Genomic DNA, 13,009 nt, shown 5'->3' on the forward strand with positions numbered 1-13,009 from the left:
TTCGCGTGCGGCGGTTGCTTTTGATCAGCGTGAAGGCTCAATCGTGCCGGGACGCGCGGATCCTTATCGCCTCTGCGGCCAGACAGAGGAGTTCGAATAAAATCTGAGCGGCGACCTGCGCCGTGTTCGTTGTCGGATCGTATTGAGGGGCGATCTCGACAACGTCGCCGCCGACAATGTCGAGACCGGAAAGGCCGCGAAGGATGCCAAGCACCTGCGTGGAGGTGAGCCCGCCGATCTCCGGTGTGCCGGTGCCCGACGCAAATGCCGGATCAAGAGCGTCCAGATCAAAGCTGACATAGGTCGGGCCGTCGCCCGCTATCGCGCGGGCCTTTTCGATCACCCGTTTGATGCCGAGTTCCTCGACCTCTTCGGCGTGAATGACAGTCATTCCAGAGGCGTAGGAGAACTCCCAGAGATATTCGGAATTGCCACGAATACCGATCTGTATTGTCCGGCGCGGGTCGAGCACGCCGTCGAGCACGGCTTGTCTGAATGGGCCGCCATGGTGAAACTTGCAGCCCTCAAACGAGCCGCTCGTATCGCAATGAGCATCGATGTGTATCATACCAACCGGACGATCGCGGCCGACGGCGCGAAGCAATGGCAGCCCAATGGAGTGGTCACCGCCGACTGAGAGGGGCACAACTCCAGCCTCGACGATGCTGCGAACATACCGTTCTATATCCTCGTGCGAACTGGCAAGATCGAAACGGCTGCGAAAGGGCACGTCACCCACGTCTGCGACGCCGACATGCGCAGCCGGAACCGCACGCAGCACGTGATCATATGGCCCGACTCTCTCGACGTTGCGAACGGCGCGAGGACCGAAACGCGCGCCAGGACGGTTCGTAACGCCTAGATCAAATGGGATGCCCAGAAGCGCGACATCAATACCCGTAAAAAGAGGCGCAACATCTTGCCGAAAAGGTGCCTTCAGCAAAGTTGGGACGCCGCAATAGGGGGCTTGGCGGCTGTCGCCTTCTGCGAAGACCAGGTCCGCAACCTTACGAAACTCTGGCTCGAAAATGTCAGCCCCAGATGCATTCTGGTACCGGGCACGGAGTTCCTCAAGGCATAGTATCTCGGGCATGTAACTCCTCCAGTCGCCGCTATCTCGATAAGCTTGCCAATTGCCGACAGAAACCAATTGAATGTTGTGTCCAATATTGTATACATATTCGTATTCCACTTGATCCTGCAAGAGGAAAAAATATAGCGTTCTTCGCAAAGGTCCCGACATTGGGGTCCGTGGACATGAAAGGGGATTGGCTTGACACTCAGCAAGAACGAGCCGCGCGGCTCGCTGCGTGAATCGACATATGCTCAACTGAAGGATTTGATCCTCACCGGACAGCTCCGGCCGTCCGAGCGACTCTCCGAAAACACGCTCGCAAAGAGGTTTGGAGTAAGCCGAACTCCTCTTCGTGAAGCACTGATGAAGCTCGAAGAGGAAGGCTTGGTCGTTGGCCAAAGAAACCTTGGCTACACGGTTTCGGATTTGGATATTACCGCCTTCTGCAATCTTCTTGTTGTCAGGGAGGCGCTGGACGTTTGCGCGGCGCGGCTTGCCTGCACCACGGCAACGGAGGAAGACCTTGAACGGATCCGCGGCGTCATCGCGCAGATGGTGGAACTCAAAGAGACAGAGGAGGACACCCCTTCCGATGCCGCGCGAAACCTCGATCTCGGACTCTACATCCACCGGGTAATCCTGGAGGCGACGGGCAATGAGGCGCTCGTTCGGCTAAGCGACCAGGTGTATCAGCAACTGCGGCTGGCGCTGTGGCTCGAGGTTCTGTGGGTGGATCTGGAGCATACCGATCTGGATGAGCATCGCGCGATAGCGGATGCGATCTGCGCGCGTGATCCCCAGGCGGCCGAAGCGGCAGCTCGCGCGCATGTTCAAAGCTCGCTCAAGAACATGTCAAAGCTTCAGCGCATTTGGGCGCACCGGCGGGCTGTGGACTAAGCGTCGGCAACGAGAGGCTAGAATAAGTATGGAACTCATCGACGGATATCTGACGCTCGTTGGATTTGGGGAAACCGGTTGGGGTGCCTTGCTTCTTGCCGCGGCGGCAATGACGCTCGGGGTTTCGGTCTGCGGTTTCCTGACTGGCACTATCCTTGGATCGGTCATCACGTTCATGCAGCTGTCGCGCTATATGCTTCTGCGATGGCTTGCGGACGGCTATACCACGGTTCTGCGAGGAGTGCCGGACCTACTGGTGATCTACCTCTTCTATTTTGGCGGAAGCGCGTTTCTCGGCTATCTCGGCGGCTTGTTTGGCTATCACGGCTTCATTGGCATGCCGGCCTTTCTTACCGGCACATTGGCGCTGGGCGTCGTCTCCGCCGCATACCAATCCGAAGTCTTTCGCGGTGCGTTCAAGTCCGTTGCCAGCGGCGAGCTTGAGGCCGCCAGTGCCGTTGGAATGCGGCCTTGGCCGAAGTTTCGTCGTATCATCGCGCCGCTGGTTCTGCGCTACGCGATCCCTGGATTGGGCAATACCTGGCAACTCGTGCTGAAGGAATCGGCGTTGATTTCCGTTACCGGTCTCGTCGAACTTCTGCGTCAATCTCAGATCGCAGCCGGTTCGACTCGGCGCCCTTTCGAGTTCTACCTGACAGCTGTCGTGCTTTATCTGATCATCACCTGGGCGTCGTCGATGACTTTCCACCGTTTGGAAACGAGAACGCTTCGTGGCACGCGGAGGGCTTTGTGATGGACTTGGCCTTCATGTGGGAAACGTTTCTTACCCTGTTGCCTGGCCTCCCGCTCACATTGGAGCTGGCCGCGACATCCATTCTAGCCGGTGGTATCCTTGCAGTCATCATTTGCTTCATTGCGGTCGTTGGCGGACCGGTCGGCCGAGGCTTCGCCCAAGGCTATGTTTTCGTCTTCAGGGGATCGCCGCTGCTCGTACAGATGTTCCTCATCTATTACGGGCTGGGACAATTCCGGCCGTTTCTGCAGGAAGTCGGCGTCTGGGCCTTCTTTCGCGAACCCTATTGGTGCGCGGTTATAGCACTGACGTTGAACACCGCGGCCTATACGAGTGAGATCTTCCGCGGTGGCCTCCAGGCAGTGTCTGTACAACAGGTCGAGGCGGCACGAGCCTGCGGCATGTCGGGCCCGCTCCTCTTGCAGCGTATCGTCTTGCCAATCGCCATTCGCCAAGCGCTGCCAGCTTACGGCAACGAGATCATCCTGATGCTGAAAGCGACGGCGCTGGCCTCCGTCATCACCATAATGGAGGTCACTGGCCTTGCAGGAAAGCTGATCGCGGACAGCTTCCGGGCGTTCGAGGTCTTCATCGTCGCCGGCGCTATTTATCTGGCGATCACCTTCCTCGTCACGCGGTTGCTGATGATTGTTGAATTCTGGCTCTCGCCTCATCTGCGCATGAAGCCGCCAGCCTTGACCTAACGGGAGTTATACATGTTTGACAGGGGAACAGTACCAGCGACCGACAACAAAAACAAAACGGCTGCTGTTTCAGTTAAGGACCTTCGCAAATGCTTTGGTCCGCTTGAAGTTTTGAAAGGGATTTCTCTCGAAGCCCAGGAAGGCGACGTCATCTCGATTCTAGGCTCGTCCGGATCAGGAAAGTCGACGATGCTCAGATGCATCAATATGCTCGAGGTCCCCGATAGCGGTGAAATTCGCATCGGCGGCGAAATGTTCGCTCTCAAGAAGGGCCGGTATAAGACCGAGCCAGCAGATCGGCGACAGGTCGATCGCCTTCGCGAGCACATTGGAATGGTGTTCCAGAATTTCAACCTCTGGTCTCACATGACGATCCTTGAGAACGTGATCGAAGCGCCTGTGTATGTCCAGAAGCGCAGCCGGGCGGAATGCGTCGAGGAGGCCGAAGCCTTGCTCGAGCGAGTCGGGATTGCAGACAAGCGTCATTTCTATCCAGCGCATCTATCCGGTGGACAGCAACAACGGGCGGCCATTGCCAGAGCGCTTGCGCAACGGCCAAGGGTCATGCTCTTTGATGAACCAACCTCGGCGCTCGATCCAGAGCTTGTCGGCGAAGTCCTGAAGGTCATGCGCTCACTTGCGGAAGAAGGCCGGACGATGCTTGTTGTCACCCATGAAATGGCTTTTGCCAGGGACGTCTCCAGCAAGGTTGTGTTTCTGCACAAGGGCGTTGTCGAGGAAGAGGGGGATCCTGCCTGGATTTTTCGAAACCCGAAATCCGAACGTTTCAAGCAGTTCTTGTCGAATGAACGGTAATTTGGGAAGGAAACCCGAATTAAGTCTTGTGATGCAACATCCGTTACCAGCGGCAGCGCGAGCGCAGCTGGTGCAGCGTTGCCGAGATATCCCGATACTGGCGGTCATCCTCGCGAAACTCGCTCAGGCGACGTGCGAATTCCTCGGCAACGATAGCCGCGCGCCGATTGACAGTTTGTGAATGACGATGTCGGATTGTCATTCTTCCGATCGTCCTTTGTTCAGGAACAGGAGGATCGCAGATGACCGAAGAGACCAATCCCAACCTCGATGAGGAAGCGATTATCGCTATGCTGATGATGCGCGCCTCCGCGCTCGGCGATAAGAATGCCAAGAATGCACTCTCCTACGAGACCGAGGACTCCGTCGAATTTTCGCTGGCGCCACCACTTGTCTACCACGGCAAGGACGAGGCGGGCCTTCAGGACTGGTTCGATACATGGGACGGACCGATCGGCGGCGAAGTGCACGATGCCAAGCTGACGGTCGGCGGAGACGTCGCTTTCTGGAGCGGCTTGCTCCATATGACGGGAACGAAGACCGATGGCGCCGAGGTGGATCTGTGGTTTCGCCAGACACTCGGCCTCGTGAAGCGCGGCGGGCGCTGGTTGGTGGCCCACCAGCATGCTTCCGTTCCGTTCGCCATGGATGGAAGCGGGCGGGCGCTGCTTGATCTGAAACCTTAGCCCGAGTGTTTTACGCCGCGCTCGCTACCGGATCCCGCTCGCCAAACTCGAACTCGATCCAGTCATAGTCTTAATGCGTCACCACGGCGTTGCCGTCGCCAATCGCGGGCAGTCGATTGATTGGGTTCGTCCAATCAATCGTCTAGTAGATTGTTTGGCTGGACGCGGCGTCCCACACGCTATCAGGCCACCGTGTAAACGCGAACTCCGAGTGCCTCAACCAGTCCGGAACCCATTGAAATCACTAGCGGTGATCTGAAAGCGAAAAGTCCGCATTTCGCATCACGTAGGCTCCAAAACTCGAGCAGGATGAAATCGAAAACACTTCCAAAAAATGTCCAGTGCCGACGCACACGGGAATACAGCCTAACGCAGCGTGCACTTCCGAATCCAGTTGACAATACAGGTTGCATTTCGTAGCGACGAAGCTCAATCATCACTCGCATTTTGATTCCGTCAATGTTCTCCTTTTTTGTATGGCATTGCGCATGACGGCCTGGTACTACCAATATCGAGGCCAGCAGATGGGGCCGGTTTCGGCCTTAGAAATCAAGATTCTAGTCCAGGCAGGCCAGCTTGAGCCCGAAACCAGGGTTTGGTACGAAGGCTTTGCAGATTGGCGAATTGCTTCCGATATCCCAGAGCTAAAAGGCGACGACGAAGGCAAGTCATTGTCGGGGCGTTCGGAGTTCCAGGACGATGCATCCGGGCGAGTTGACCCACGGTCTCCCGACCTGCGATCAGAGGCGGCAAAGTCTTTTCAGACGACTGCTTACCGATGGGACGAAGGCAAATTGCTTAGGGCCGTGCTCGGCAGCTTCGTTTTTGCGGCTTTGATAGTTGCGAACATATGGATCTCGGAAGGCGCAGGCCGCTTTCCGGGAATTGTTGTCTCGTGGCTCGGCGGCGCATTTTTCGGGTCGATCTGCGTATCAGGGCTGCTCAAGCTATTCTCAAGGGAACTTGCTCTTGCGGTATCGGGCGACGGCATTGTGTTGCCGAGTTTCAGCACTCAGCCGATTCCTTGGCAAGCCATCAAGGACCTCGGCAGATTTCAGAGCCGGCATGTAGACAGTCTGAGGCTTGAGCTGGACGCGGGTGTTGCCGACGGCATTCGCAGGCGTGGGTTTCGGGGTTTCCTTTGGTCGATCATGCATGCCTCGAAAGGCAAAGCGACCGTAAATCTCAAGGTGCTAAGCGGGAATCCCGATCGAATTTTCAATCGTTGCTTTGAAGCATGGGAGCATGCTCGTGGAGCAACGACGACTGGCGGTCAGGAGATCGCCACCGAGAATGTCTCAGAAGCTGAAATATCGCTCAGCCCACAGGTCCTGAGCTATGTCTTAATCAGTCTGCTCGTCGCCATCTACGCCGGCGAACTGATATTCGGTGTGGACCCTTCGCAGGCGGGTTCGCCGAGCATCCAAACTTTGTTCATGCTCGGTGCGACGCAGCAGGAAGCCTTGCTTCAGGATCATCAGTGGTGGCGTCTATTCACCGCGCCATTGCTGCATGGATCAATCGTTCACCTCGGCTTCAATTGCCTTGCGCTTTGGTTCGCGGGCAGACTACTGGAACGCTTGATTGGCTGGCGCTGGTTTGCGGCGATCTTCTTCGCAAGTGCCCTGGGCGGGGCCATTGCTTCCGTTTTGTTCAACGCGCCGAACATCGTGGGTGTCGGGGCATCCGGCGGTATCGTTGGACTGTTCGCGGCCACCATGGTCGCCAGTTTTCGGGGTCACCTCGCACCGCTTGCTTCTGCGCTTAGAATTGGCGCGGCGCAAATGTTGGTTCCAGCGCTCATCCCATTCCTGTCCGCCGCCAAGGACGGGCAGATGATAGATTATGCAGGGCATTTCGGCGGCGTGGTGGCAGGTGGTGCTGCCGCTCTTGTCCTACTGATTGCTTGGCCGCGGGAGCGGTCGACGCCACGCTTTGGAGGTGCCGCGGTAGCCTTCAGCGGCCTCTTTGCCATTGTGGCGATAGCGTCCTTGCTGCCTATCGCACGGTTGCGAGAGGAAATGCTAGCTGACCCATTCCGGCAGTTCTTCGCCGGACGCTACGACGACGCCGCGGCAACGTTCTTGTCCAAGGCCGAAACAAATGGCAAGCCGGCTCCATACTACCGGCTTTGGCGATATCTGGCTCAGGAGAGAGGTGGCAACGACAAGGCCGTGCCCGACCTTCAGAGCGCTGCAGCCAAATTAGAGCCCACCCAGTGGCCATACCCTATCTACGACCTCTTTCTTGGGAAACTCAGCCCGGAGGAGGTCGCCACAAAGGCCGAAAATGGTGACGAACTGTGTGAGGCTATTTTCTACGCGGGTGAATGGTACCTCCAGCGCGGCAAAATCGCTGAAGCGAACCGTCGGTTTCAGGGCGCTGTATGGTCCTGCCCCAAGACCTTTATGGAGTACGACGGAGCGGTCGGCGAGCTGAGACTGCTGGCGGCGTCCGCGCAAGAAACCAACAATGCCGCACAAAGCACCCATTCTGAGAAAAATGGCCCTAAGGCTGATCAGTCCGCCAAAAATAGCGCGGCCGACCGTGGGCCGCCCTCGAACCCCAACTCAGATGTAAGGTCCCCGAGCCATTTAAAAGCGCCAGACGTTAAGACTGAGCGGAAACCAGGCGGATCAACCATTCAAACCAAATTCGACTATCGTGCGCGTAAAATCCAAGAGACTGAAGTCACGGTCGATGGGCGAACGATCGAGACGACCTTTGAGGCGTCCATCGGGAGGCCGCGCAGCATTGAACGCAAGAACAAGGACGGGCGGCGGATAAGCGCCACGCTCTTTGATCCCCTCAATACTGAACCGTGGACGAGGGTGGAACAGAGATACGGTCCAAGCGACATGCGGTCGTTCGAAATGCAGTTCAAGGACGACAGCACGAAGGTTGGCGTGGCGTTCGACGCGTCCGGCGCGCAGCGGAAAGTGGACTACTACAACAAAGCGAGCGAGTTAACTCGCACAGTCGAGTTTGACCCCGACAACACGAGGCCATGGTCAACGATCACCACGGAAGTTGACGGGGAAGGGCGTGCTCTAGCGGAGGTCACCGTCATGGACGATGGTTCCAAGAACCAGGTCAACCACGACTTGGAAAACAAGGGGAAATGGACCCGCTACGAACAGGCAGTTGACGCAGGTGGCCAACTCAGATCGGTCGCACAAGAGAATGACGACGGTACCAGCAACTACGTGACGTTTGACATCTCCAATAGCCAAGATTGGTCGAAGCTTGAGCAGTTCAGAAATCGTGCTGGCCAGTTGCAAAACCAAACAACGTTTTCCGATAGCGGCGCTAAAATCGTGACCAGTTACGATGCGGGAGGCACCTCATCGTGGTCGGTCTATGTGCAGCACTACGATTCGGCCGGCTCGCTCCAGTATGTCGACCAAACAAACGATGATCGGAGCCATTACTCAATTACCCATGACGTCGACAACAATCAGCCTTGGGAACGCTATGAGCAGGTTGCGACCAGAAGCGGTGAGATTGCGTCCCAGACGAACTTCAACGACGACGGAACACGGGACCATATCGTCTTTGATACGACTGGAGACTTCCCGTGGGTGTCAAAGTCGGACAGTTATGATCCGTCGGGAAAGCTGATTGCAACGCATTTGATCGACGATGGCGGAGGTCGTCGAACGCTGAGTTATTGAGACGTTAACATGCGAACCTAAATCCGTTTGTTAGCGAAATAATCTGTGCGCAGCTCCAGACGCGGTTGACCGAAGGGCCGCGCGTATCGGCAGCGCGATAGGCTGCTCAGGCGAAAGCGGGGCACCACGGCCGGAAAGGACTAGGGCCGGCGCGGGCTTCCCATATGCGGTGATTGCCGGTTGATATCCCGGCTGGTCAACTCGGCCAACCACTGCCTCTACTTTCTCATCGACACGGAGATCGACGGACAGGACCGCGACCTCGGCGAACTCCTCGACGCTCAATTCGGTTGGATCCGTCATGCTTCAACCTCCTCGGGTTTGCCGAAGCCGCCTGCCTGCTTTAGCGCATTGCAGCGTCGATGACGCAGTGAGAGAGGCAAGTATGCGTCGCGGCAAACAAGGTGAGATTCAGCGTCAATCAAGATGAGACGCGCTATACAAGTACCCATATTGCGTGGCTGAGGCGGCAAAACCCGTGACTGGGGGGGAGATGCCGACCTTCACGTTCGCTTCAAATTGGGAATGATGTATTCCATCGGGTCCAACTCTGATCTTTTCCAGGCGAGATCAGCCTTAGCCAGCGTAGCTGTGAGAGGCGTATTTTCGCTTGCGAAGGACAAGCGTTGGCTACATGTTGGAGCCGTCTCGCAGTTGATGAGGTAAGCAATGCCAACGGGTACAGTCAAATTCTTCAATGCCGACAAGGGGTTTGGCTTTATAAGCCCCGACGGCGGTGGCAACGATGTGTTCGTACACATCTCGGCTCTTCAGGATTCTGGCATCCAATCTCTTCATGAAGGACAAAAGGTGTCGTTCGATACGGAGCCAGATAAAAGGGGCAAGGGCCCCAAAGCTATCAACATCGAAGTGCGGTAATCCTTGAACGCATTGGAAGCTCCCGCGGACTGAAGCGTTCAGTTACCAATTACGGGCTGCGGTCAAGCTCCTTCTCTCCGCGAGCGTGTTGACATCACCGGTTCACACAGCCCTGGCAGCATGGGCCGACTGCCTATGCGATTTCACCGCGTGTATGCGGTGATCGCCCTTGATGATCATCCGAGGAGAATGCCAATGAACCGCGCTTTCATGGTTGCAGCGGTCGCTGCACTCTTTAACCTTACGACCCTTGCGCCATCTGCGGCGGCTCCTGTTTCATCGAAGACACAGCAATCCAACCCAAAGGCAGTGGGTCAGCAGAAGGCCGAGTCTACCACACCGACGACCAATCGATTTCTCACTCCTCGAATGATGGATCGCAAGCGCCCGATGAATCCAGTCTGTGACCAAGGCTTTAAACCTGGCGCTCCTTCCAGCTGTCACTACTGACGCTCCAGCGAACATACTACTGGTCTACATCGGGTGCCCGGAAGGGCTGGACACTTTTCGAAAAAGTATAATGATGGCGTAGCAAATTTCGATATCCAGCCGTCCACTAACCATATTGTTTTTGTTTATTTTCCGCGGCCCGGCTCTGGATGAAACGCATTCGGCGAACCGCGACACGGGCCTCCGTACCGTGGGAGCCTGAAGCCCGAGAGTTGTGTGGGTTGCGCTGGTCCTCTTTGCGCCAATTGCGGTCATCGGCGAGCCGGAAACGAAGACAGGGCCTCTAGCGAATCAACGACCTGCGAAGCGCTGTCTTGCAGCGTCGGTTACGGGTGTATACAGCGCAACGCGCGTACCTTCAGGGTCGCAAAACTGGGCGGTGCGATTACCCCATGGCAAATCCTTGGGCTCGTGTACCACCGCGATCTGGTCTTTCAGCCGCGCGAATTCGGCATCGACATTTGACACCATGAACTCGAGAATGGCGGTCCTGTTCGCACCCGGCTCCGCGCTGCCTTCCTTGAACAAGGCGACGGTTTCAGCGCTTCCGATTGCCAACGCTGCGCCGGGCGTAACGATCTCCGCGAAAACCGGAGCCAGCCAGTCCGCGTGAAAACCGGTAACGAGCTCGTAGAAAGTCACCATGGCTCTGATGTCTGAGGCGATGATGCGTACGGAGGCCAGTTTCATGTTTTTCTCCCTGGGTGTTTGACTATCTCTTTCCCTGTCTCTGTGCCACATCCGTGCTGACACCGTTGTGGCAGCAGGAGTCACTACCATGCGGAAGGCGGATCGCCTTTTCCAGATCATTCAGATCCTTCGCAGATCAAGCCGCCCAGTGACCTCGGCGCAACTCGCGGAGGAACTCGAGGTTGCGAGACGAACCGTCTACCGTGACATCGCTCATCTGATCGCCCAGCGCGTTCCGATCGAAGGCGCGACAGGGTATGGCTACGTGCTCGACCCGGGCTATGAAATGCCCCCATTGATGCTGACGCCCGACGAGATCGAGGCAGTCGTCCTCGGCGTTCAGATGGTGACAAGGTTGAACGACGCGACCATCAGAAATGCCGCCAGCGATGTCATGGCGAAGATCGCATCAGTAATGCCACCGGACCTTCTTCCGTACATTGCCGACCCCTCTGTTGGTATTAAGCCAGGCGAAGTCAGTGACGAGGCGATGCTTGATACCCGTCCAATAAGGCGTGCGATCAGGGAAGGCCGAAAGCTGTATCTCGATTACCGTGCGGCAGACGGCGAGCTGACCAGCCGCGTCGTATGGCCTGTACTTTTAGGCTATGAGGACTCCCATAGCCTTTTGATAGCGTGGTGCCAGTCGAAGCAGGATTTCCGTCATTTCCGGACGGACGGCATTCTCAAAATCGAGATTCTAGATGAAGTTATCGGAGTATCCAAAAGCAAGCTGAGAAAAGAATGGCAGCAACGGCGTTGTGCCGAATTGCTCAAGCGCGGCCCGTCCCGGTGACCGCAAAGGGGCCGGAAGGCGACAACGCGTTCGGCCGGAACGCGCCACTAGCGGTCATGTTGTGCGCCATCCAAGGCCTCGATCGCCTCACGGGCAAGTTTCCAGAACGATCGCTTCGGGGCCGTACACTTCTAGCCAACCCGCACACGCCCTATCCCGATAACTCTGCTCGACCATCAGCGCGCCATCGGCGTCGACAAACAGCTTATAGGTTGGCATGAACACCGCCTTGTCCCGTCCACTTCCAAAAGACACGGCGTACGGCGCGATCTCGCAAGGTACTCCATAGCCATAGCAAAAGCCGGAGGGACGCCCATCGGGTCCGCGCTCTAGCGAAGCACTATTTGGATGAGGTTTTAGCCTGTTGAAATCGCCGATTTCGCAATTGCGGACTCTGCCGCCCCCATAGCGTTCCGGAATTTTGTCGGTCACGATCTGCTCGACCGCCAGCAAGATGCGGCGTTTGCCGTCGATGTTGAGACCAACGTTGCCCTGGAAATCAACCGCCTGTATGTATTCCGGCTTCAGAGGCGGCAGCGGCTCCTTTGAGGTCTTGTAGTATATGCTGACCATGCGCAAGCGGCCAATCAGCACGCAACCCATCACGAACTGCGAGTCTTGGAAACTGTCGCTAAACAGCAGGCGGTAAGATTCATGCTCGCCTCTCGTTCCGCCGCTAGGATGAAAGGTCCTTCCAAAGGGGGCACCCCTTCCTCTTGGCACCGATCGTAGAACCTGTCGGCTTCAGGTAAGAGTTTCCGGCATTGCCGATCGAATTCGCTCGCGCTAGCCATTATTGCAAGCGACAGCACGGTGATCGCTGCAGTGAAGGCAAGTTTAAGATAGAACATTGACTGTAAACCCAACGCCTCGCTGTCCTATCACAGCGCAATTTTCAAAGGGTAAGGCAAACGTTCTAAAATTGGGTATCTGGAAGTGGCCGTGCCTCAATGACAGCTTCGCGCGCCAGAAGCGGACATTGCGGCTATCGCAGAATTCCGTACCATGCGCCATCGCAGAAGTTAGGAAAACAAGTGTCGCTTTTATCGGGATGTTCGCGAGGGTGCTCGTGCAGGTAACGATCCAGCTCGTCAGAAATCCAGGTTCACATGAACGGTCCGCCATTGCCGCGTCGCTGATTGAGTTCAACGCGTCTCGTATCGGGCGTCCGACCGAAGATAAACTGCTGGCCTTAACTGTCACTGAGCCCGAAACGGGAAATATCATTGGTGGGCTTTGGGGCAGCACGATTCATGACCACCTGCATGTCGATCTACTGGTAGTGCCGGAAGCGCTTCGCCATGGTGGTATTGGCCGTCGTCTCATGGCGCTCGCTGAGCAAGAGGCGATAGATCGCGGCTGCCGAGGCGCGTGGCTCACGACCCATAGCTTCCAGGCGCGCGGGTTTTACGAACGGCTTGGGTATGAGGCCTTCGGCATTATGGATGATTTTCCACCGGGACACAGCTTCATCTTTCTGCGGAAGCGATTTGAGACGCCCGGAGACGTAGCGCGATGAACCAGCTGCCGTCATCGCCGCGCAGCACGCCCCTGCGATTGTTGCCGCCGCTGGCATCCCGTTCCTTCC

At 56.8% G+C, this 13,009-nt stretch carries 12 protein-coding genes; 9 read left to right on the forward strand and 3 right to left on the reverse strand.

From position 1 onward, the window contains the following. Positions 1-37 precede the first annotated feature (37 nt). Positions 38-1,093: an agmatinase gene (speB, locus tag PMI09_RS20365; RefSeq protein WP_007798851.1), complete on the reverse strand. Its 1,056-nt coding sequence runs from the start codon at positions 1,091-1,093 to the stop codon at positions 38-40. A gap of 180 nt (positions 1,094-1,273) precedes the next feature. Between speB and PMI09_RS20370 the strand changes: the two genes are divergently transcribed. The 7 genes from PMI09_RS20370 (at position 1,274) to PMI09_RS20405 (ending at position 9,485) form a co-directional block, all read left to right on the forward strand. Next, positions 1,274-1,972 (forward strand): GntR family transcriptional regulator, encoded by a 699-nt coding sequence (locus tag PMI09_RS20370; RefSeq protein WP_007798854.1) that lies wholly within the window; start codon positions 1,274-1,276, stop codon positions 1,970-1,972. Positions 1,973-2,000: 28 nt separating this feature from the next. Continuing rightward, positions 2,001-2,726 (forward strand): ABC transporter permease, encoded by a 726-nt coding sequence (locus PMI09_RS20375; protein ID WP_007798857.1) that lies wholly within the window; start codon positions 2,001-2,003, stop codon positions 2,724-2,726. Further along, the gene (locus PMI09_RS20380; protein WP_007798859.1) at positions 2,726-3,430 is read left to right on the forward strand and encodes an ABC transporter permease; all 705 of its coding nucleotides are present in this window, start codon (positions 2,726-2,728) and stop codon (positions 3,428-3,430) included. The genes PMI09_RS20375 and PMI09_RS20380 overlap by 1 nt, the downstream gene beginning before the upstream one ends. Before the next feature lie 12 nt (positions 3,431-3,442). Next, positions 3,443-4,246: an ABC transporter ATP-binding protein gene (locus tag PMI09_RS20385; protein WP_007798863.1), complete on the forward strand. Its 804-nt coding sequence runs from the start codon at positions 3,443-3,445 to the stop codon at positions 4,244-4,246. Between the two features lie 242 nt (positions 4,247-4,488). Continuing rightward, positions 4,489-4,932, forward strand: a complete 444-nt coding sequence (locus PMI09_RS20390) for a YybH family protein (RefSeq protein ID WP_007798866.1) — start codon at positions 4,489-4,491, stop codon at positions 4,930-4,932. A gap of 407 nt (positions 4,933-5,339) precedes the next feature. Beyond that, positions 5,340-8,606: a rhomboid family intramembrane serine protease gene (locus PMI09_RS30545; RefSeq protein WP_081499095.1), complete on the forward strand. Its 3,267-nt coding sequence runs from the start codon at positions 5,340-5,342 to the stop codon at positions 8,604-8,606. Positions 8,607-9,275: 669 nt separating this feature from the next. Further along, complete coding sequence (locus tag PMI09_RS20405; RefSeq protein ID WP_007792156.1) at positions 9,276-9,485, forward strand: cold-shock protein; 210 nt, start codon at positions 9,276-9,278, stop codon at positions 9,483-9,485. A gap of 741 nt (positions 9,486-10,226) precedes the next feature. Here the strand turns inward: PMI09_RS20405 and PMI09_RS20410 are convergent. Further along, positions 10,227-10,625, reverse strand: a complete 399-nt coding sequence (locus PMI09_RS20410; RefSeq protein WP_007798874.1) for a VOC family protein — start codon at positions 10,623-10,625, stop codon at positions 10,227-10,229. 88 nt (positions 10,626-10,713) lie between these two features. On the opposite strand from PMI09_RS20410, the gene PMI09_RS20415 reads away from it, so the two are divergent. After that, positions 10,714-11,421, forward strand: a complete 708-nt coding sequence (locus PMI09_RS20415; RefSeq protein WP_007798875.1) for a helix-turn-helix transcriptional regulator — start codon at positions 10,714-10,716, stop codon at positions 11,419-11,421. Positions 11,422-11,508: 87 nt separating this feature from the next. On the opposite strand, the gene PMI09_RS20420 is transcribed toward PMI09_RS20415, so the two are convergent. Continuing rightward, entirely contained in the window at positions 11,509-12,024 is a 516-nt protein-coding gene (locus PMI09_RS20420; RefSeq protein WP_007798876.1) for a hypothetical protein, read from the reverse strand. Positions 12,025-12,472: 448 nt separating this feature from the next. On the opposite strand from PMI09_RS20420, the gene PMI09_RS32850 reads away from it, so the two are divergent. Further along, on the forward strand, positions 12,473-12,940 hold the full coding sequence (locus PMI09_RS32850) for a GNAT family N-acetyltransferase (RefSeq protein ID WP_157213390.1): 468 nt from the start codon (positions 12,473-12,475) through the stop codon (positions 12,938-12,940). The last annotated feature ends 69 nt before the right edge of the window (positions 12,941-13,009 follow it).

The sequence above is a fragment of the Rhizobium sp. CF122 genome (assembly GCF_000282035.1).
In the GTDB taxonomy this organism is placed as follows: Bacteria; Pseudomonadota; Alphaproteobacteria; order Rhizobiales; family Rhizobiaceae; genus Rhizobium.

Bases quoted from the DNA above. Each gene is read 5' to 3' on its own strand.
- PMI09_RS32850 (WP_157213390.1), top strand. From the start codon at position 12,473: ATGTTCGCGAGGGTGCTCGTGCAGGTAACGATCCAGCTCGTCAGAAAT.
- PMI09_RS20410 (WP_007798874.1), bottom strand. From the start codon at position 10,625: ATGAAACTGGCCTCCGTACGCATCATCGCCTCAGACATCAGAGCCATG.
- speB (WP_007798851.1), bottom strand. From the start codon at position 1,093: ATGCCCGAGATACTATGCCTTGAGGAACTCCGTGCCCGGTACCAGAAT.
- PMI09_RS20415 (WP_007798875.1), top strand. From the start codon at position 10,714: ATGCGGAAGGCGGATCGCCTTTTCCAGATCATTCAGATCCTTCGCAGA.
- PMI09_RS20375 (WP_007798857.1), top strand. From the start codon at position 2,001: ATGGAACTCATCGACGGATATCTGACGCTCGTTGGATTTGGGGAAACC.
- PMI09_RS20390 (WP_007798866.1), top strand. From the start codon at position 4,489: ATGACCGAAGAGACCAATCCCAACCTCGATGAGGAAGCGATTATCGCT.
- PMI09_RS20420 (WP_007798876.1), bottom strand. From the start codon at position 12,024: ATGGGTTGCGTGCTGATTGGCCGCTTGCGCATGGTCAGCATATACTAC.
- PMI09_RS20380 (WP_007798859.1), top strand. From the start codon at position 2,726: ATGGACTTGGCCTTCATGTGGGAAACGTTTCTTACCCTGTTGCCTGGC.
- PMI09_RS20405 (WP_007792156.1), top strand. From the start codon at position 9,276: ATGCCAACGGGTACAGTCAAATTCTTCAATGCCGACAAGGGGTTTGGC.
- PMI09_RS20385 (WP_007798863.1), top strand. From the start codon at position 3,443: ATGTTTGACAGGGGAACAGTACCAGCGACCGACAACAAAAACAAAACG.